The sequence below is a fragment of the Shewanella ulleungensis genome, assembly GCF_014648315.1.
In the GTDB taxonomy this organism is placed as follows: domain Bacteria; phylum Pseudomonadota; class Gammaproteobacteria; order Enterobacterales; family Shewanellaceae; genus Shewanella; species Shewanella ulleungensis.
The window spans coordinates 106,618-128,352 of the sequence record NZ_BMQW01000003.1 but is presented as its reverse complement, the minus strand read 5'-3'; the positions used below and the strand labels follow the sequence as shown (position 1 = coordinate 128,352).

General features: G+C 39.7%; 17 protein-coding genes. 3 read left to right on the top strand and 14 right to left on the bottom strand.

Annotated elements, in window-relative coordinates; all coding sequences use genetic code 11:
* Positions 1 to 212: 212 nt before the first annotated feature.
* The 14 genes from feoB to IEY40_RS07260 form a co-directional block, all read right to left on the bottom strand.
* Positions 213 to 2,525: a Fe(2+) transporter permease subunit FeoB gene (feoB, locus tag IEY40_RS07325; RefSeq protein WP_188954777.1), complete on the bottom strand. Its 2,313-nt coding sequence runs from the start codon at positions 2,523 to 2,525 to the stop codon at positions 213 to 215.
* A complete protein-coding gene (locus IEY40_RS07320) occupies positions 2,518 to 2,757 on the bottom strand; it encodes a FeoA family protein (protein WP_160053364.1) in 240 nt (79 codons plus the stop codon). The genes feoB and IEY40_RS07320 overlap by 8 nt, the downstream gene beginning before the upstream one ends.
* A 198-nt stretch (positions 2,758 to 2,955) precedes the next feature.
* On the bottom strand, positions 2,956 to 3,492 hold the full coding sequence (locus IEY40_RS07315; RefSeq protein WP_188954775.1) for a GNAT family N-acetyltransferase: 537 nt from the start codon (positions 3,490 to 3,492) through the stop codon (positions 2,956 to 2,958).
* Positions 3,493 to 3,578: 86 nt separating this feature from the next.
* Positions 3,579 to 3,857 carry a peptidylprolyl isomerase gene (locus IEY40_RS07310; protein WP_188954773.1) on the bottom strand — a complete coding sequence of 93 codons (279 nt, stop codon included), beginning with the start codon at positions 3,855 to 3,857 and terminating at the stop codon, positions 3,579 to 3,581.
* Positions 3,858 to 3,997: 140 nt separating this feature from the next.
* Positions 3,998 to 5,827, bottom strand: coding sequence for a DUF885 domain-containing protein (locus tag IEY40_RS07305; RefSeq protein WP_188954771.1), 1,830 nt, complete (start codon positions 5,825 to 5,827; stop codon positions 3,998 to 4,000).
* 259 nt (positions 5,828 to 6,086) lie between these two features.
* The gene (locus IEY40_RS07300; RefSeq protein ID WP_188954769.1) at positions 6,087 to 7,334 is read right to left on the bottom strand and encodes a tetratricopeptide repeat protein; all 1,248 of its coding nucleotides are present in this window, start codon (positions 7,332 to 7,334) and stop codon (positions 6,087 to 6,089) included.
* Positions 7,334 to 7,954, bottom strand: coding sequence for an energy transducer TonB (locus IEY40_RS07295; RefSeq protein ID WP_188954767.1), 621 nt, complete (start codon positions 7,952 to 7,954; stop codon positions 7,334 to 7,336). The genes IEY40_RS07300 and IEY40_RS07295 overlap by 1 nt, the downstream gene beginning before the upstream one ends.
* A 1-nt stretch (position 7,955) precedes the next feature.
* Positions 7,956 to 8,360 (bottom strand): ExbD/TolR family protein, encoded by a 405-nt coding sequence (locus IEY40_RS07290; protein ID WP_160053370.1) that lies wholly within the window; start codon positions 8,358 to 8,360, stop codon positions 7,956 to 7,958.
* Positions 8,361 to 8,373: 13 nt separating this feature from the next.
* Positions 8,374 to 8,901, bottom strand: a complete 528-nt coding sequence (locus IEY40_RS07285; protein ID WP_011638074.1) for a MotA/TolQ/ExbB proton channel family protein — start codon at positions 8,899 to 8,901, stop codon at positions 8,374 to 8,376.
* Positions 8,901 to 10,256 (bottom strand): MotA/TolQ/ExbB proton channel family protein, encoded by a 1,356-nt coding sequence (locus tag IEY40_RS07280; RefSeq protein WP_188954765.1) that lies wholly within the window; start codon positions 10,254 to 10,256, stop codon positions 8,901 to 8,903. The genes IEY40_RS07285 and IEY40_RS07280 overlap by 1 nt, the downstream gene beginning before the upstream one ends.
* A complete protein-coding gene (locus IEY40_RS07275; RefSeq protein ID WP_188954763.1) occupies positions 10,256 to 11,038 on the bottom strand; it encodes a DUF3450 domain-containing protein in 783 nt (260 codons plus the stop codon). Before IEY40_RS07275 ends, IEY40_RS07280 begins: the two co-directional genes overlap by 1 nt.
* A gap of 373 nt (positions 11,039 to 11,411) precedes the next feature.
* The gene (locus tag IEY40_RS07270; RefSeq protein WP_188954761.1) at positions 11,412 to 12,383 is read right to left on the bottom strand and encodes a class I SAM-dependent methyltransferase; all 972 of its coding nucleotides are present in this window, start codon (positions 12,381 to 12,383) and stop codon (positions 11,412 to 11,414) included.
* 102 nt (positions 12,384 to 12,485) lie between these two features.
* Positions 12,486 to 15,092: a TonB-dependent receptor domain-containing protein gene (locus IEY40_RS07265; RefSeq protein WP_188954759.1), complete on the bottom strand. Its 2,607-nt coding sequence runs from the start codon at positions 15,090 to 15,092 to the stop codon at positions 12,486 to 12,488.
* Positions 15,093 to 15,695: 603 nt separating this feature from the next.
* Positions 15,696 to 18,080: a DNA polymerase II gene (locus IEY40_RS07260; protein WP_188955316.1), complete on the bottom strand. Its 2,385-nt coding sequence runs from the start codon at positions 18,078 to 18,080 to the stop codon at positions 15,696 to 15,698.
* 131 nt (positions 18,081 to 18,211) lie between these two features.
* Here IEY40_RS07260 and dinG point away from each other — a divergent pair, with 131 nt between their 5' ends.
* Genes dinG through IEY40_RS07245 form a run of 3 tightly spaced genes read left to right on the top strand, consistent with a single transcriptional unit; the run spans position 18,212 to position 21,728 of the window.
* Entirely contained in the window at positions 18,212 to 20,287 is a 2,076-nt protein-coding gene (gene dinG, locus IEY40_RS07255) for an ATP-dependent DNA helicase DinG (RefSeq protein WP_188954756.1), read from the top strand.
* An 8-nt stretch (positions 20,288 to 20,295) separates the two neighbouring features.
* Positions 20,296 to 21,069 (top strand): TSUP family transporter, encoded by a 774-nt coding sequence (locus IEY40_RS07250; protein ID WP_188954755.1) that lies wholly within the window; start codon positions 20,296 to 20,298, stop codon positions 21,067 to 21,069.
* Positions 21,066 to 21,728 carry a primosomal replication protein gene (locus IEY40_RS07245; RefSeq protein WP_188954753.1) on the top strand — a complete coding sequence of 221 codons (663 nt, stop codon included), beginning with the start codon at positions 21,066 to 21,068 and terminating at the stop codon, positions 21,726 to 21,728. Before IEY40_RS07250 ends, IEY40_RS07245 begins: the two co-directional genes overlap by 4 nt.
* Positions 21,729 to 21,735 lie beyond the last annotated feature (7 nt).

Here is a 21,735-nt window from a genome sequence, read left to right as displayed (position 1 = left end):
CTCTTGGCACACAATGGCAATATGAATAAAAAACAGATGATCCTACAGTTCTTCAGTAGTTACAACTACTAGCACTGAAAAAGATCGTCAGATAAACAAAAAACTCCAAATCATTTCTGTAGAATCTCACTTAAGAGGTAATTTTATTCTTAAAGAATAAAAAACCCAGCCATGCTGGGTTTTTAGTTTAATGCTAACAGTTACAGCGATGATTACTCAGTCACAATACGGATCCCAGGAATAATCTGTTGAGCTTGTCTGCCTTTTTTACTTAACCACATATAAAAGCCAACTAAGGCCACCGCAAAAAATCCAATCCAACATGCAGACTGTAAAGGATGCTGGGTAAACGTCGCACCTTGATAGATAACCGTAGCAGAACCGTATGCTAATGAAAAAGTCCAGATTGCTGCAAATCGAGCCCACTTAGCGCCAAATTCATTGACCAACGCTCCCATTGCCGCCACACAAGGTGTATAAAGCAATATGAACAATAGATATGAAAAAGCTGCTAGCTGGCTCTTAAAGCCACTCTGTAACGCGCTAAAGGTTGAAGTATCAACAGACAGTTCTGCGGCAGCTTCATCTAAATCGGTAATACTCGCTATAGCAATTGACAATGGGTCATCTGGTTCAATACCCAGTAAATTTGTTGGTATTGTGGCTAGACCTACTTTAACGCTATCCCATATAGACAGCATTTCTTCATCATCACCATCAGCAGTGCTATATAAGCTGTTTAACGTCCCCACCACAGCTTCTTTTGCAAAAATACCGGTAATAATTCCTACTGTCGCAGCCCAGTTATCTTGTTCTATTCCCATAGGAGCAAATAATGGCGTAACCTGTTGACTAGCAACACTTAATAATGATTCTTTACTGTCTTCATGGCCAAATGAACCATCTGTACCAATTGCATTAACGAAGTTAAGTAAGGTTACAACAATAATAATGGTTTTACCTGCGCCCATAATAAAGCTTTTAGTACGCTTTGTAGTGCGAGAAAACACCGCTTTAGTTTTAGGCATTTCATAACTTGGAAGTTCCATTACCACCGCACTACTTGTTCCTGGAAGTACTGTTTTACGTAATAATAACCCGGTACCAATTGCAGCAAAAATACCAATTATATAAAGAAGAAACACTAAGTTTTGACCCGATTGCGGGAAAAACGCTGCCGCAAATAAGGCATAAACAGGCAAACGGGCACTACAAGACATAAACGGAGCCATCATGCCTGTTACTATTCGTTCACGCTCACTGCCAAGGGTTCTGGTTGCCATAATCGCGGGCACAGAACAACCAAAGCCAACAATCATAGGGACAAATGCTTTACCAGGTAAACCAATACGACGCATTAAACCATCGACAACAAAGGCAGCTCGAGCCATATAGCCTGAAGCTTCTAAAACCGATAATGCTAAAAATAATGCCGCGACTACAGGAATAAACGTAGCGACAGTCTGAATACCTTGACCAATCCCGCCAGCTAAAATAGTCACTAACCAATCAGGAGAACCCATTGATGCTAATAATGCACCAAAGTGATCGACAAAAATTGCTCCCGCAGTGATATCGAAGAAATCAATAAATGAGTTACCGACATTAATACTAAATAAAAACATTAAGTACATAACAAATAGGAAAACAGGAATACCCAAAACTGGGTGTAGAACAATGTTGTCTAATCTGTCTGAAGCACTGATGTGTTTACCTTGATTAACAGAAGATTCAAAAACTTTTTGTACAAAATCATATCGCGTAGTCGCGATCATAATTTCAATATCAACACCATTTTGCTCTGCACGTTGAGCACATTGTTGTACAGTCTCGTGAAGTTGTACTTCACTAGTACCACAGGCATTACCGTGACAATTCGCTAAAATAGATAAGGCTTGACCACGGCTAAGTATTGGCAGTTCTTGATTAGTATTTTGTGCCTGTAACGCTTTGATACTGCCTTCAATATCATCAGAATATTGTAACACTAACGGTATTGTTACCTCGTTACTCTTCAACAAGGTTAATACGTTAGATTGTAATTGTTCAACATCTGTTGGATTACGAGAGCTTATAGCGATTACAGGACAGCCTAAACGACTAGACATATCATCTACATTGATATTAATACCAAGCTTTTTAGCCGCGTCAATTTTATTAATAACAACTATAATAGGAATGCCAAGCTCACGCAGTTGAGTCGTCAGGTATAAGTGACGCTCTACGTTTGTGGCATCAACTAAGTTAATGATTGCATCGACTTGTTGATTAGCTAAGTAATTCTGAGCGATTTGTTCGTCTAATGAGCAATCACAACTATTGCCGGCGGGTAACAAATCATAGATACCGGGCAAATCAGTGAGAGATATTTCAACACCAGAATAATTAAATTTACCGGTTTTCTTTTCGACAGTGACACCTGACCAGTTACCAACTTGTTGATTGGAACCTGTTAGTGCATTAAAAAGGGTCGATTTACCTGCGTTTGGATTACCAACAGTGACGCAATGGAATTTTTTAGTCATTAGTTATTACTACCTCGATGATATCGGCTAAATCGCAACGCATGCATAATTTACTGCCACGTAAATCTAATTCAACACCCGATCCCATCGGTGCTCGGCGAATAAAAGAAAACTGCGTATTAGGTGTTATGCCCATCGATAACAACTTACGCTTTACTGTTTGCGGTAACGTTAATTGACCGATTTCAGAGATAATTGCGCGGTCACCTGCTTTTAGTTCACTCAGCTTCATGTAACATATACCTTAAACAACATTATTAACGCCGGAAATTTTATCTGAGCTTAGCTTGTGAAACTCGAATCTAGATCAAAGTTTTACCTGCTAACGAGAATAGTTTTCACTTGTATTACGTATTATGTGACAAATGCCCAATAGAATACAGTGCATGATGCAATTTATTTTCTATTCACGCTTGATTTGACAATCTAGTTACAGCCTTTGCGAAGTTAATAAACCTAAATAACAATCATCAAACCAAGTACCATTTATACAACTATGTTGTCGTAATGTTCCCTCCAGAACGAACCCAACTTTCTTAAGAACTCTCTGTGATGCTATATTATCACTAGCACAAATACCCAAAAATTTATGCATATCATATTGCAACGCCCCCCAATCAATAACGGCGCGTAAACTTTCAGTTGCAAACCCCTTGCCTTGCTGGCTTGTTGCAATAAGGTAGCCGACTTCAGCACGTTTTAAAGATAAATCATCACACCTAAAGCCAATCAAACCAACAAACTCTTGGTTATCAACACGCTCAATAACCAAAGATAACCATTCACCACTTTCAAAAGACCAAGGCAAAGTGCGCTGAATAAACGTTGTTTTGATACTGGCTTCGCTCTCCACTGGGCGAATGTATTGTTGTACAACAGGATCACAATGCAAGGACAAAAAATCAGCCCAATCCGTTGAGGTTAAATTACGTAACACCACTTTATCGGCATATAACATCACTTGCATATTTAGCCTTCATGATTCAGAAATGGTTTAACAACCATAAAAAATGGCAGCCTAGGCTGCCATTTCCCCAGTTAATGCATTAAACATTAACCACGACTTGTCACTTCAAGTAAGTGATAACCAAATTGAGTCTTAACCGGCCCCTGAACAACATTTAACGGCGCACTGAACACAACTTCATCAAACTCTTTGACCATCATCCCAGGACCAAATGAACCTAAATCACCGCCTTGAGCACCAGAAGGACAAGAAGAATTTGCCTTCGCAACATCGGCAAAATCAGCACCTGATTCAATTTGTTGCTTTAACGATTCGCATTGCTCTTGCGTGCTAACGAGTAAATGTCTTGCTGTTGCTTGTACCATATAAAGGCTCCTAAAAAATATTCTCAATAAAAAATTACACTAACATAATGACACTAAGATGGCACTGTAAGACCTGTTGAAATTTGTCGGTTAAATAACCATGAAGATCAATAAGCCCTAAACAGCGATATTTTAGACGACTAATTTGCAGATTGGGCTTCTATCCAAGTTGCAATCTTATTTTCCATTACAGCCATAGGTAACGAACCCGTAGTTAATAGCTGCTCATGGAAACCTTTTAAATCAAACTTATCACCCAAAGCTTTTTCAGCGTCTGCGCGTAATCGTAAAATAGTTAACTGACCCACTTTATACGATAACGCTTGGCCTGGAATCGCCATGTAGCGCTCAACTTCGGCAACGATGTCAGACTCAGCCATAGGTGAGTTATCTTTCATGTATTGAATTGCTTGCTCACGGCTCCAACCTTTTGCATGCAACCCTGTATCAACGACTAAACGCATTGCTCTGAGCATTTCATCAGACAATTTTCCAAAATACTGGTAAGGGTCATTGAACACGCCCATTTCAATACCTAAATACTCCGCATACAAAGCCCAACCTTCTTCAAAGGCTGTATATCCCTGGAAACGTTGAAACTGAGGGACATCAGTTAATTCTTGCTTAATTGCTATTTGGAAATGGTGCCCAGGAGCTGCTTCATGTAAAGACAGAGTAGTCATTCCCCATTTAGGTTGAGCTTTTAAATTATAAGTATTGATATAGAAGATACCTGGACGAGACCCATCAACTGCAGGTGATTCATACGACGCGCCAGCAGCCGATTTTTCTCTAAACGCCTCTACAGGTTTAACGATGTAGTCAGCTTTTGGCATTACATCAAAATATTGCGGTAAAACCGCATTAATCTGATCTTTAATAATCATATAACCATCAATCAAATCTTGCTTATCAGTAAAAAAGTATTGAGGTTCAGATGATAACGAAGCAAAAAATGCATTCAGGTCTCCCTTAAACCCAACCTGTTCCCTCACTTTATCCATCTCAGATAAGATACGGGCAACTTCAGACAAACCTATTTGATGGATTTCATCGACTGGTAATGTTGTTGTTGTATGGCTATTTGCAAGATGTTGATACCAATCTTTACCATTAGGTAAACCCCACCAACCATCTGATGCTCTTGAATTTGGTAGATACACATCATTAACATATTGACGTAATTGCGCTAGAGCAGGGAGTAACTCTTTTTCGATAACAGATTGATACTCTTGTGTTAATTCTGATTTTTCATCTGAACTAAAGCTATCTGGCATCAAATTAATAGGTGAATAAAATAAACTGTTTTGCGCCCCTTCAACTAATTGGGCATCTAATTGAGGAATGATTTTTTCGACGAGAACTCGAGGAAGTACAACTTTACTTGCTATCCCCTCATCCATACGTTGCTGGGCTAATTCAGTCCATTTGATAAATCCACGAAGCCTTGATAACCAATTTTTATAATCTGCTACAGTCTTGAATGGTTGTGCACTTTCTCCGGTACCTAATTGGACCATAGTAAATACTGTACTATAAAACTGATTAATGGGTAAAAAGCGTTCTGGGTACGTTTCGCCAATAAGCTCCATGTTGCGATCATAAACAAACATATCATAACTCAACTTAAGCGGAGCAGATAACTGTTCTACATTGATCGATTTAGCCAAATCAAAATAACGGCTATTGAGCTGATGACGTTCTGTTAAGTATGCTTCAGTTAATGAACCACCAAATTGATCGTTATAATCGTTAACCCCAACAAAAGTAGCATAAATAGGTTCAAGTTTTAGTTGGTCTTGAAAGAAAGCATCAACCATCGCTAAGTATTTCTCTGAAGCAGTTTGTTCAACAGCCAGGCTCTTCGAGTCGCTTTGTGTATTATTAATTTCAGGTGCAATAGTGCTATCTGAACACCCTTGAGTGGTAATTAATAATGACACTGTAAGTGCCAACATCGTTTTTTTCATTGTTATTATTCCTTAACACATTCTCGCACAGGGTTATTGACTCTCGCTGAAATACGCTTAATAAAGCTAACAATAAGCAATAAGTTAAACAGCTTTAATCAAATCATGACTGTATTGTATCTATGCTATGCACCACTTGAAACTAAACTTATTCAAATACACATAAATTAACAATTTAGTACACAATACATAAGCCAGCACTAAATAACTGGCAATAAAAAAGCCCCTTAAAAGGGGCTTTTTATTACTAACTTAGTATTTAAAGCGTTACGTTGTGAATACGTGCCTTTTCTTTAATATAAGAAATATAGCTTCTTGCACTACGTTCTGTCTTCTTATCATTGGCAGCAAGTACTGCACGGTTATAAGCTGACTTGTACTTTTTCAAACTTAGGTATGCTAAAGCTAGCTCAAATTGAGCTTCACCAGGGTTATCAATACCTGCATCAAGTGCTTTTTTAAGCACTGGAATTGCATCGTTGAATTTTTGATCTAAAGCTAAGATTCGACCTTGCTTTAAGAATAAATCACCCTTTCCGCTAATAGCTGCTGCTTTACCGTAGTAGTTAGCTGCTTCTTTTAGCTCTTTAGCATTATGATAAAAACCAGCCAGAGTTGATAAACTCTTCTCGTTTTCAGCAATAAGACCAGACTTCATGTGCTTTTCAAAAATTGTTGCAGCTTTATAAGGTGAACCCTTTTGCGCTAACAATTGAGCTAAACGAGTAATATTACCGTCTGTCTCTAAAAAGCCATTTTTGTAAGCCAAATCATAAGTTGCTAATGATTTATCATAATCTTCAGTCATTAAGTAAAACTGAGCTAACTGTACCCATAGACGTTTGTCGTCTTGGAACAAAGGAACCATAACTTCTAATACTTTTACGGCATCTTTGTACTTTTTCTGGTTAAAGTAAGCAGTTAACTTCATCTGATACAGACCTTTGTCAGGTGTTTCAGCTAAAGATAACCCTTTATCAGCTACTTGTAGTACTTTGTTCCAATCTTTTAACTCTGTATAGGCAATACCGATACGGCGATACATTTGAGCATCAGCCTTACAGGTAAAGTCCATCCATTTGTAATAGTATGGAATCGCTTCTTTAAACTTTTTTTCCTGTAGTAATAAATCTGCATACAAACGCATAGTTGCAGCATGATCAGTACCACCAAGAATGTCAGCATCAACAGCAGTCTTCAAATATTTGATTGCTGTGCCCATCTGACCTTTTTCAGCGTAGAAGTTACCTAACATACGATCGACATAAGCTTTGTCGAAATCGTTTTTAGCATTAGCTTCAAGCAATATTGAAATTGCTTGGTCTAAATTACCTTCGGTATACGCTTCAAAAGATTTTTGAACTTTTTTAGCTGCACTTTCGCCTACTGCGCGCGATTGACGTTTGTCAATCTCACACTTTTCAGCGGCCAAAGCAGAACTAGACAACATTGCACTTGTACAGACTGAAAGTAATAACGCTGTAGCGATACTAGTAACTTTACGCATTATCTACCTCCTTTCTCTAAAGTAAAATCAAGTTGCACAGTCATGCCAGGTTGTTTTAATGGTTTTCCATCAACAATCTTTGGCTTATATTTCCACTTTTTCAATGCGCGAATCGCTTCACGATCGAATAAACGCTTAGGTTCTGCCTTGATAACAGATACGTCATCAACACCACCTAGTTCGTTAATTGTAAAGGTAAGTTGAACCCAACCTTCTTTACCATCACGGGCAGCAGCAATTGGATACTGAGGCTCGATACGAACGATAGGTGTAGCGTCACCATCACGGGTCATCATGTTGCCTAGCTTAAAGCCTGTACTTGGCCCGCCAGCTTCAATTCCACCCATATTAAACGCCAAGTTGGTGTCAATATTAGATGATGAGTCAGGCGGAGTAGTATCCGGCTTCGGTGGCTGCTCCGGTGGTGGAGGTGGCTTAGGTGTAACCCTTGGTTTTTTCTGTGCCTTCGAATCCTGTTTATCCATCGTAATTTCAATAACAGGGGTTTCCGCTGAGTCGCCGTTGCGCTGCGCACCGCCGCCGACTAGGAAAGCCATGAAAGCAAACAGCCCAAAAGTCACTGCAGCACCAATGATTATTGATACGAGTGCTCTTAGCATATTACTCATTCCCCGCTGATACTGAAATTTTGTCAATACCCGCAGCTTTCACGTTATCAAGCACTTTAACAACCAAACCATGTTGGGTGTCTTTATCTGCTTGAATCAGTACAGCTGCTTCTGGTGCTTCAGCTAACATACGTTCAACGTTAGCCGTTACACGTTCGATATCAACCTGACGGTTTTCCATCATAATGACGCCAGTTTTACTGATGCCAATAAAGATGTTTGCCGATGGTTTAGACGTAGCCTGTGACGCTTTAGGCTTGTTGTAGTCTAAGCCAGATGGCTTAACAAACGATGTTGTTACAATAAAGAAGATCAGCATGATAAACACGATGTCTAGCATCGGGGTCATATCAATTTGAGCTTCCTCTTCCATACTGGAATGCTTCTTACGTGCCATGTTCAATCTCTCTCTAGTGGTGAGGCATGCTGTCTTTTAGCTTTTCTAAACTGATTCTCATTTTTGAGTCTAAACGAGTGCTAAAGAAAACACCCGATAGCGCTGCAACCATCCCTGCCATAGTAGGCATGGTGGCCATAGAGATACCAGCGGCCATTAAACGAGCATTACTCGTCCCCTGAACTGCCATCACATCGAATACTGAAATCATACCAGTTACGGTACCTAATAAACCAATCATTGGACAAATGGCAACTAGGGTTTTGATTAACAGCATACGTGCATTCAAATCTTGCTTCGCTTGGGATACCCAAGCTTCACGGATACGGTGAGCATGCCAAGAAGTTGTTTCTTCTCTTGCTTCCCATGAGGCAATTACTGCTTGATGTTGTTTAGGTGATATCCAATTTAGATACCAATAACGTTCAAGCATTAACACCCACATTAGGAATAGCACTGCTGCAACCAACCAGAGGACATCGCCTCCGGAGGCCATGAAGCCCCTGACGGAATCCCATACGTCCATCAGGATTAGCATCATTAGTCAGCCCTCTTCTCAGCATGTTCTGCAATAATACCAGCACTTTGCTCTTCAAGAACTTGAACAATAGATTTACTACGTGCAACAACGATTGCATGTAATAACATTAACGGCAATGCAGCGATAAGACCTTGAACCGTAGTGATAAGTGCCATAGAGATACCACCCGCCATCAATTTAGGGTCACCAGTACCGAATAACTGAATTGATTGGAAGGTTGCGATCATACCGGTAACAGTACCTAATAGACCCATCATAGGTGCGATAGCAGCGATAACTTTAATAATAGAGATACGAGCTTCTAAAGCTGGCGTTTCTTTTAGGATTGCTTCATCAAGTTTTAACTCTAATGTTTCAACATCAACATCTTTGTTAGACTGATAAACTTTCAAGATACGACCTAAAGCATTGTTGCCTGGGTTATCGATATTCTTACGCTGGCTATTCACTTTACCGCCAATAACAGTAAGTGTAACTAAACGCTCAAGGGCAATTAAAGCACCTAGTGCAAGTAGAGCCAAAATAATATAACCAATTGTACCACCGGCTTCTAAACGGTCTTCAAGACTTGCTTTGTTAGTGAAGATGTTTAGCAACACGCCACGTGCAGGGTCGATATAGAAAGGAGCAGTACCAGAAGTGGTATTTTCCCATGAACCGACAGCACTCACTTGGTAACCTTCAGGCTGTTGAGATAATTCTTGAATCAAGCTCAATTCTGGCTTGTAAACAACATATTTACCTTCAGCTGTTAAGTTAAATGGACCAACACGGTGAATAGCAGTATTCACAACGTTACCGTCAATAGCAGTAACCGCGCCATCAAACTTAACGACTTTACCAGATTGAACCATTTCAAATAATTGAGCTTCCCAGAATTGCTCTAGTTCTTCAATTTTTGGTAATGATTTACGTGCACCTAGGTCAGCAATAAATGCATCGCGACCTGGAAACTGTGCGCTAATGTTAGATGCTGCAAGCTTACCAGCGAAATCGCCAGCTTCACCTTTTACAACACCAAACATTTCACCCAAGTCACCTTGAGCTGTTTTTAAGTCTTCTTCTAACTGAGCAATCTTACGCTCGTTGTCTAAAAAAGCTTGGTTTAAATCTTTACCACGTTGTTTTTCAGCAGATAAAGCATCTTTTTCACGCTTAAGTAATGCAGCTTTATCGCCACGTTCTGCTTGGAATTCTCTTTCGCGTTTAGCGTTGGTTTTACCTTCGTTAGCACGATCAACTTTAACTTGCTGTAACAGCTGGTCAATAGTTTTCGGTGCATCAGCAGCTGAAACCATACCGGTTGCTAAAGAGAAAGTTGCAGCCACTAGCGCTGATGTAATTAACTTCTTCATTATTGTGCAGTCTCCGCAGCAGGAATTGGTAATGCGAATAGGTCTAGAGCGCCTTGCTTACGAGCAATACGAATACCTTTTGTAATATCGCGTAAGTAGCTGTCTTCTAACTTGTTCCAAGTTTTAGCGTCAGCGTCATACATCCATGCTATTTTCTGATCTAAGCTTTGAGCGTAAAGTGCAACACGACCTAGGTTGAAGAAGTCAACTAACACTTCTTTACCATCTAAGTTTAATTTACCAGTGTGAACTGCAACGAAGCTACCGTATTCACGCTCGATGCTATATGCATCAAGGATAAGACGGTATTTTTCAGCAAGAGTAACCTCTGCTGTATTAAGAATGTTCTTTAGGTTCTCAACACGTTCTTTACGAACTTCAGTGTTGAATGGAAGATCTAGATTAACAAACTGATCTAAAGCTTCTACCATTTTAAACATTAAAGGAACAACACCTTGACGTAATTTATCAACGCCGTTGATGTCAGTTTGAATTGCATCAAGTGTTTTCTGTTGATCAGCTACCAAGCCTGCAACGTAATCATTATATGATTTTAATGACTCACGTTCGTCAGCAACGCTGCCATACTCAAAAAGCATGTCTTGTGCTTGGTCAAAATATTTGTCGACTTTCTGTTGTGACGCTGCTGAAGCAGCATGTAGGCTGCTATCCGCTTTTTGAACGTCAGCTAGAGGACCTGCAACAACGAAGTTGCTACCCGCTAAAGCCAGTGCGCCAACAAGTGCAGTAGCGATTTTTGTTCTATTGCTTACCTTGGACATAGTTCCCAACCAATTTGAAGTGAATTAAAAAGTTCTACTAGAGCGTAAATAACGAATGATAAATTTTTGTTATCAATGTTAATTCAACTAAGTGTGTCTTTTTCTTGTGATTGTTAGTTTTTCTTCCCTTTTCTACGCCACCTAAGGCGCAGACCCGTTGGCATCATTTCACAAAATGTTGACCTGTGTCAACATTTGCAAAGCGTAAAAACTAGTAGAAAGAGCTGTTAAGGCTAGCAATGTAAATGAAAGGTGAATAAATATACATCTTCAACAGAATTTTATAGGAATGGCATTTTATTTTAAAAAAGTAATTACTTTAAATCATTGACTTAAAGTGTATAAAACTTACTTTTTCATTCATAACATATCGCTAATCTATGGCATTAACGACTTTGCTGGCATCTAAATACCATCCTAAAATTTCATTTTTTTCGTTTTTAAGCACTTTAAGCTCATTTAACACCAATGAGTTTTGCTCAAATATAGCAATAAATTTTGCCAGTTTATTTTCATCAAAAGATGCATTAACCAATTCGGTTAGTCTTAGCTTTAACGTATCCATTTGTAATTTAATGAATTCGATAAATTGTTGCTTTTTTGCTAAAGGCCAAAATATCCCTTCTTTAAAAAATTGAGCAACGAACATCATTAACTGACTATCTTGTGCGGATAGTTCATCATATCCAACTAAATACTTAATTGATTGATTAATTTTTGCACGAATAGTTTCACACTTAGGATCTTGTTTTATTCTTGCAATATCATTTGCAGTCACCATAGACCCCATCGCGATTGCAATTTCACTTAAATATTCTATCAACTCATTTGCTTGAGGCTGCTCAATCAACCTTAAAATATTTTTATTTCGATTCAATATCATTGAATTACTATGGTGGAATACAATTGAAAATTGACCATTTGCTTTAAGTACTCTTGAGGCTTCTGTAATTGATTGCTCGATATTTGAGTACTCAAAACCAAATTGCGACGCATACAGGTCCACTGAATCATCGGCAAAAGGTAACTTTTCACTGGCTGTATTAGATAAAAGCTCTATTTCAATTGTTGATTTTTCGCTTTTATTTATGTCTGCTAGTTGCACTTCGGCAAGATCAACACCAAATACAGTCCCGACTTTGGCGCTATTAATTAATGTCTCTCTTAATAATAAAGGAACCGAGCCGTTGCCAGTGCCAACATCTACTGCGATAAAATCAGTCGGTAAATTATTGAAGGCAGAGAGCCAAACCGACTGTAAAACACCTTCATAATTACCTGATAATGCATCACCAAATGATGTTGTATGGCCTTGCCGCCAATATTCACTCCAATGATTACTCATATGAATCTCTCTATTACGCATACGCTTTGAATATTAGTCTAAATAAAAAGGCTCCCGAAGGAGCCTTTTTAGCCTAAATAATTAGCAAATGGTGACTAATTTTTAGAACTTTAGAGTATAACTTGCACGGTATTCACGACCGTAGTTGTTATATAGATCAGTATTTACGAACTGACCTGTAGATGTTAATACAGGATCTTCATCAGTTAGGTTGTTAATACCTAACAATACTGAGCCATAGTTACCAGCATCGTATACGTAGCTTAGGTTATGAATTAACCATGAATCTAAATGACCTGTGTCATCTGTTTCATAAGTAGAGCCAGTATAGTTGATGTTCCATGATAAGCTATGGTCACCTAACATGTAGTTAGTAGTAAAGTTAGACTTATAGTCTGGAGCACCGTTCCAACCTGCGATATCTTCTGCAGCCTGACCACCTTCAACTTCTTGAATGTAGTCAAGAACGAAGCTGTTAGTCCAGTTAAAGCCGATATCACCAATTGATGTTTCAAACTTAGCGTTTAATGCAACGTCAATACCTGTAATTTCTAACTTATCAGTATTACCATAGCCTGTACCAATTTCAAGTGCACGGCCAAGAGTACCATCAGTAGTAGGTGCACGTTCAACATAGAATGTATCAGTTTCGGCTAATGTACCTGCAGCAACACCACGCATAACATTGGTAATTGAACGTTGGCTGATAACATCATCAATGTTTAGGTTAAAGTAATCGACTTTAAGACCGATGTCATCAACGATATCCCATGCAACACCTAAGTTAATATACTCTGAAGTTTCAGGGCCTAACTCACTGTTTGCACTAATATACGTATCATATTGCTTCTCAGAACAATCTGCATCAGCTACACCTGTCGATGTACAGAAAGGATAATCTGTTCCTGACTCTGCGCTGAAAGTCGTTGCTGCGTAAAGCTGACTTAATGAAGGTGCACGGAACGCTTCAGAATAAGAAGCACGTACCACAACATTATCAAGTGCCTGCCAACGAATAGATGCTTTTGGAGCAACGTTGTCACCAAAGTCGCTGTAGTCATCGTAACGAGCGGCTAGGTTTAATTCGATATCGTCAGTTAATGGCAATACTGCTTCATAGAACATCGCCCAAACTTGACGGTCGCCACCAGAAGAGTTACCCGCACTGCCGCCTACCAAACCTGCTTCAGACTGTGCGTCATACACTTCGCTGAACTGTTGGTCAAAGTATTCCATACCAACGTAATGCGCTACTGCACCGCCTGGTAATTCAAATGCATCAAAACCAAGACCTGCACTGTACTGGTCGAATGTTGCCTTACCAGTAGTAAGTGTAGTGGCTTTCATGTTATTAATGCCAGCTTCTGAACCTAAATCAATATCATTAGCTTGGTTGTAAGCAAGACCAGAATAGCTTAAGTAGTACTGACCCACTGACTTGTTGTCAGCGATGTTGTGGTGGTAATAAACTTCCCACTCTGCATCATTTAATGCACTAATAGTACCGCGTAAACCAGTTAAATAATCTTGGTTGTAATCGTCTACGTAACCATCACGCGTACCGATGCCTACCCAACGGAAATAACCTGTAGTTTCTTCACCAAATGGATTGTTTGGGTTATCAGCGGCCATGTTACTCCAAGCTGCCGCAGGAGGTGCATAACGACCAAATGAACTGTTTTGTGTAACCATCACACGACCAAACCATTCTACGTCTTCTGCAACTTCATAGTTAGCGTCAACATAAACAGTATTACGGTCAATAGAGGCTTTGTTGTAAGACACGTTAGCAAACGCATACATACAATAAGTTGAGCCAGGGCTCCAATCGTTGTCAGCTGCAACAGTTTGGAAAACGTTTGAACCATATTCAGCTTCTAAGTCATCACACAGTAATGACGCTTGTGCAGTAGAAAAATCTGGAGCCGCGACTGTGGCACCATAGATACTCCAACCAGCTGTTTCATCATAAGCTTGGATTTCGCCATCACCGTTAAAGTCAGTCATGCTTGCAGCAGTATATGAACGGTCAGCGTCTGATATACCTTGGCGATCTTGGTGATCAAATGCAAAAGTAATGTTACCTTTGTCCATTTGATAACCGGCAACTACCGAGAATTCTTTACTGGTTAATCCGCCGTCTTGGTCACGTGATCCACCACCAACATTGAATTCAATACCTTGGTAGTTCTTTTTCATGATGATGTTTACAACACCAGCAATCGCGTCAGAACCATAAGTAGAAGATGCACCATCGGTAAGGATGTCGATACGCTCAACAGCCGCCATTGGAATAGCGTTTAAGTTAGCTGATGCACCACCAAGTGTTGGTGAACCAGGGAAACGCTTACCATCAATCAATACTAGAGTACGGCTTGAGCCTGCACCACGTAGGTTGATTGTTGCTTGAGATTGTGCTGAACTACCAGAACGTTCAGAGAACGAACCGAAAGAGTTTAAGTTACTGTTACGAAGTGCATCAGCAACAGTAAAGTTACCTTCCATCTTCATGTCTTCAGTAGTAATGGTCGTAATTGGAGAAGCGCCTTCTAGGTCAGAACGCTTAATACGCGAACCAGTAACCTCAATACGTTCTACTTTTGCGCCATCTTCATCAGCAGCGAAAACTGCTGGTGCAGCAAATGCCGTTGCAGCAGCACCACCGATCAGTGCTAAGCGCACCGATTTAGCTAGGATATTCTTATGCATTGTCTATCTCCCTGGACTTTATATCTTTCTTATAATTCTAACGACCTTTTTAGGCGCTAGTTCAATGAGGGAATGCAACAGAAATCATCACAATCACTCAATTACGTATGCAATAAAATCACATTTGATACAACTAATCAACAATTGAAGTGCCGTAAGCGCAAAAGTTAATCAAATGTGATATCCATTCCTGTTAACAAAAATGGACACTAAAAAATAAAAACATTTAAAAGCATGGGTTTATAAAACTTTTGTTTTATTTTAATAAATTGGGGAACTTAAAAATAAAAAACTTAACATCCTGTTTTGCTAGCTGATTTATTGTGCTAGGACCGTTTTTTATTCACTGTTGCAACCAATAAAAATTTAACATTTATAAAAGTAGGCTTTGTAGAAAAGTTGTTAACATTGTCATTTTAGAGGCATGAGAGAGGAGATTATGTTGTTTTAGCGGGCGGTATTTCTGGCCACAATAGACCCATTCATAAGTGTTTAGTTGTTTATATTGGGATCCCTTTACGACGTAGGCAGTGTTGTTAATTAATCATGAAATCTCCATGTTTGTTAAACGCTACATATTTATAGTTCACAATGAAATGAGTTTTAGATTAATGAGAGTTGATCATTTACAAGAGCATCAAATCGTTGACCACATAATTGTAAAACCGGTTCGGCAATGGGCTGTATCTGTTTACTGATATAATATTCGTAATCAATATTATTAGGCTCAGCTTCAACAGCTTGAGCTCCTGTTGTCGTCATCAAGTATCTGATTTGATACCCTCTCCTTGTCGCTTTATTTGTACCCTGTATTTGTGCCAATTGTTTAGCCGCTTTAACATGGGGAGATGATTTTGCAGTGTAATCCTCTGCATGACGGCGTAAGCGCTTTTTAAAAATAAGTTCGCTGTCTCTTTCACCTTTTTTTAGGGCATCTAATTCTTGGCGTAAATAATCAATAACATCCTCACCATTGAAAAACATCTCGTATAAGACAAATTGCATCTTACGAGCTATCGGGCTCCAATCACTTCTCACCTGCTCCATGCCTTTAAATATCAACTTAAGCTTATTGTCTGCACCTAATGAAGCTCCGACATAACGTTTTTTACTTCCCTCTTCAGAGCCTCTTAGTGTTGGCATAATAAATTGATCAAAGTGGGTTTCAAACTCTAACTCTAGAAAACTGTTTAATTGATATTCTGCTTCACACCAAGCGTGCCAGCGCGTTGTTATGCGAGTTGCGAGTTGTAATCCCAAAGCATTAATGTCTTCAATACCATGATTAGCGCCCAGCCAAACAAAAGTAGAATCTGTATCGCCATAGATAACTTGATAGCCACATTCTTCTATCCATTGCTTAGTCAATTTCATGATTTGATGGCCGCGCATGGTAATTGAGCTTGCTAATTTTGCATCATGGAACACACAACCTTTTGAACCTAATACACCATATAAAGAGTTCATGATGATTTTTATCGCTTGTGATAACGGTGCATTTTTTTCTATTTTTGCCATTTCTCGTTGCGCTGCTAGGCTGGCAACTAAATCAGGCAAAATAGCGTTATCACGAGCAAAGTGAGCCCCCAAATAACCAGGAATGGTTGAAGCAATATCACCTGCTTTGGCCATGTGTAAACCTTCAACTAATCCTTTTGGATCAATTAAAAAAGTCCGAATAATCGATGGATACAAACTTTTAAAATCTAAGACCAATACATCTTTGTAATGACCAGGTATGGATGACATGACATAACCGCCAGGGCTTTCTAGGCCTTGGCTAGTTGGATGCGCTGGTGCGACAAATCCATTTCGATGTAAGTGAGGTAAATATAAATGATAAAATGCGGCAATCGATGCACCAACACGCCCAAACTCTAAGCCCGTTAATTTTGCCCTTTCAATAGCAAAATCTATCAATTGCGTTTTTTCAAAAATATCCCACACTAACCTGCTGTCTGTGATGTTATAAAACGCCAGTGCATTTTTATCAGTGTGAAATAACGAGGTAATTTCTTGGCCTCGGTTTTCAACATGATCAATTGCTTTACCTTCTTCGAGTAATTGCCTTGAAACAAACTCCAATGAGAAACTCTCAAATTGATAAAATGCTGCTTTTAACCAATCAATACCGTCAAGCACAACCCGCCCCGGCAAAGACAGGGTTTCGGGCCTAAATTTATCAGCGACCTTCCAGCTTAACTCAGTGCCACCTCGGCCGATTAATAAGGGGATGCAATGTAAAATGCAGCGGCGATATAATAAAGCTAAATCAAAAGTGACTACCGCCCAACCTATAATTATGTCTGGATCGTATTGCTCGAACCAGGTAATTAAATGATGGATAAGTTCTACCTCATCTTTTACCCACACAATAAAGTCATGACTATCATTTTGCGGCTCACCAACCATAAACACGCATTGGTATTGCTCACCATACAACCCTACTGAATAGAGTTCGCCATCAAAGCTGCATTCAAAATCTAACGATATTACAGATAATGTAATATCAACGTCGGTTGTTTCTGCTACAGGTTTTCTGGCTCGCTCAAGTGTCATTAACGGCAGTGTGGAATCGAGACTTATATTGTGAAAAGCCCCAACACATTCAATATCAAGAGCAATAAAACGTTCGATTAAATATCGCTGTTCGGGTCTAATGTCGACTTCAAATAGGATAATTCCCACATCGTTCGCAACCCTAATTAAGCCTTTCAATTGGCTGTTAGATTTTAAATACAAAGCGCATACCGGTTCATGAGCAAAACTGGTTAGCGCTATGAGCTCAGACTTGAGCGAAAAATCGACTTTTTGAGATAAAGTATTCACATCTTGCTGACGACAAAAACAAATCACATCACTGTGTGGCAATTCAATTAATATCGGGCCATTTGCCGTTTTTAAATAATATTGCAACACCAGTTGACCATGACGGTATATCGCATGGCGAGTCAATACACGCCCCTTCACACGCTGCAATGCAGACACGCTTTGATGAGCATGGGCGGAATGTTTTAATTGCGGCGGTAAATGATTCAATTTTATTTATTACTTCGTAGCATGCTAATTCACTGTTATTATGTACAGCATAATTCAGACAACGCAGAAATCATACTTCTATGCTACCGGATACGATAAAAAGTCAAATTCGCACAATTTACAAAGAAATTGCTAACGCTATGCCGCAATTTCGTTCTCGTCGCGAACAAAACTACATGGTAGCCGAAATATCAAAAACTTTAGCAGGAGAGTATGACAAAGATCGGCGAATTATTGTTGTTGAAGCGGGTACAGGGATTGGCAAGTCACTGTCGTATATTCTTGGCACGATTCCATTAGCCTTAGCCAGCAAAAAAAAGGTCTGCATAGCCACAGCAACGGTTGCACTTCAAGAACAGTTACTCCACAAAGATTTGCCATTTTTTTTACAGCAATCTGGCGTTGATTTTAAATTCGGCCTAGTTAAAGGTCGCCAACGTTACGTGTGTTTAGCCAAACTTGAAGCCATGATTGGCAATCAAGACAGTTCACAAATGGCCATGTGGCAAACAAAGCCAGACCAAAGCCAAATTAACGAGCTGCAGAAGCTACATCAAGACTTCCATCAAAAACGTTGGAATGGTGAAATAGATACCCTGCAGCATCCTATTCCAGATTTTCTATGGCAACAAATCTGTTGTGACAAACACAGTTGTCATCGACAAGTGTCTGCACATCACAATTGTCCATTTCATAAAGCTCGTGAAGATGTCGATACCTGGGATGTACTTATTGCCAACCACAGCTTGCTTTTTGCTGACTTAGAATTAGGTGGCGGTGTTATTTTACCTGATCCAGAAGACATGTTTTATGTTATCGATGAGGCACACCATTTACCGATTGTGGCAAGGGACTTTTCCAGCGCGCAAGCGACATTACGTGGTGCTTGTGATTGGTTAGAAAAAGCCTCTAAAACCTGCTCTAAGCTGCAAAATCAACTCAAAACAAATAACATTATTGCTCCTGTGCAAGCCATGCTTGATCATACAACCGACTTAACCAACTTATTAACTCAAGTCGCGCATTATTGCGATACTCAACCACAATTATTTTCCAACCCAGAAAGTCGGCTTCGCTTTGAGCATGGGCAATTACCGCAAGCATTATTGATTCAGGCAGAAAATTTAGCCACAGCATCAGGTGCGGCGGTTAAACAGTTTAATAAAGTAGTGTCAGTGCTAAGTGAGGCGATAAAAGACGGTGAAGTGCCTAAGCATCAATCTGAAGGTTTATTGTCTGAAACAGGTTTTATTCTTCAACGCTTAGACAATTTACATAAATTGTGGAAAATGATGGCCAAAGAAGACAGTAAAAAAGGGGCGCCAATGGCGCGCTGGGCAGAACTGATTACCGGTAAACAGCAGGATTACTTATTTTGCTCATCGCCAATAGAAGTCGGTTTTATGCTCGAGTCGATGCTATGGCAAAAAGCGGCAGGCGTTGTATTGTGCAGTGCAACATTACGTGCTCTAAACAACTTTAATCATTTTGCTCATCAAGTCGGCTTAGGGATTAATGATGGCACACGATTTTTAGCATTGTTGTCGCCATTTGATTACGAAAATAATGCCACATTGTTTATTCCGCAAATGGTTACAGAGCCTACTGATGATAACTACACCGCCGAAATCGCAGAGCACATTATTGCATTAGTGGATGGAGAAATGGCCACGTTAGTATTATTTGCATCTTATTGGCAAATGGAAAAAGTGGTTGATTTAGTTGAAGGAAAAATTGCCAAAGATCAGTTATTTGTTCAAGGTGAAATTCCACGGCAACAAATTTTAGAAAAGCATAAGCAGCGCTGTGATGATGGTCTGCCAAGCATCATATTCGGCACAGGTAGCTTTTCTGAAGGTTTAGACCTACCGGGCGACTATTTAACAAACCTAATTATTACTAAACTGCCTTTTGCCGTACCTACATCACCGGTAGAACAAGCACATGCGGAATACGTTAAAGTAAAAGGTGGTAATCCTTTTTTACAGCTGACAATTCCAGATGCATCGCGTAAATTAGTCCAAAGTTGTGGTCGTTTGCTGCGTAAAGAGCAAGATTACGGGCGAGTCACTATTTTAGACCGTCGCCTAGTGACCAAACGTTATGGCAAATCATTGATTGATGCCCTTCCCCCTTTTAGACGTGTTATTGAATAGGTACTGAGTTGGATTTATTATTAGACCCTAGCCATTGGGCAGTATTAGCGGTCATCGGGATTATTGCAGGTTTTATTGATGCCATAGTAGGTGGTGGTGGTTTATTGTCGATACCAGCATTGTTAACAGTGGGTATTCCACCGCACTTAGCCTTAGGCACCAATAAGTTAGCAGCGTGTTTTGGCTCATTAACTTCAAGTGTTACCTTCTACAAACAGCAATTATTTAATCCTAAATTATGGAAAGCCTGTTTTTTTGCCACTCTCATAGGTTCTGTCACTGGATGTATTCTCGTTTTTCTAATTGACCCAGCATGGCTAGATAAAATTTTGCCACTATTAATTATCGGTATTGCCATTTATACCTTGTTTAGCCCAAAAGCAATGGGAGACAAAAATGTCAACCTACCCATTGAACGCTCATCTGCTCGTAAGCAAATCACGCAAGGTTTTATACTTGGAAATTACGATGGATTTGCAGGACCAGGTATTGGGGCATTTTGGACCGTTTCATCAGTATCAATTCACAAACTCCCGCTGTTGCACAGCTGCGGCTTAGCAAGGGTGATGACTTCTGTAAGTAATGTAACTGCATTACTGATATTTGCCTCTATGGGGCAAGTGCAGTGGATGCTTGGACTATGGATGGGTGTTTGCATGATGGCTGGCTCTTATATTGGCGCAAGGAGCGCAATTCGATTTGGCATACCTTTTATTAAACCTATTTTTATCGTTATGGTATTGTCGATAGCAATTCACCTAACTTGGAGTGCTTGGGGATGAATACCCAGCAACTGGTTTTAATGTTAAAGCAGCAGCTTACTCAACTTGAGCAAGATGCCCTAATGCATGACCAAAACTTAGCACCCAACCAACGTCAAACGTTACAACAAACAGAACGATTTAATAGCCAACTTTTCGCCCAACAGGGCGGCCTACTCAGCCCATGTATCTCGCAGCTTCGCCAAGATATTCAAAAGCTAGAAAAACAATTATTACTAAAATTGAGTGGTCCTGTTATTCAACTCAGTTGTGATCGGATACAAGACCGCTTTATCGCGCTAAAAAGAGCCTTGCTCACCACCGACATTAATTTAAAAGCCGAAGCACAACGTAAAGCCAGTAATCGTGCGAGATATGCAAAAAAGCAGCAACAAGCAGTTCAAGACAGTGGTTTTGGCTGGATAGCCAGTAATGTGATGCAAAACAGCCATCAGCTATATGCTGAACTTACCAAACATCTCAACTGGGCGAAAAAAATTGAACAAAAAATACAACAAATGGAAGCAAATCTTGAATTCTGTCATAGTGATGACAAAATTCAATTGCAAAATGACATCCTTTTGATGCATCGTCGCTTAGGAAAATGTAAACAAGCAACAAGTTATATTGAAGAGCGCATTCAATTATTTGAACGACCTCGCCAAAGTTACCCTCGTTAAGGAGCAA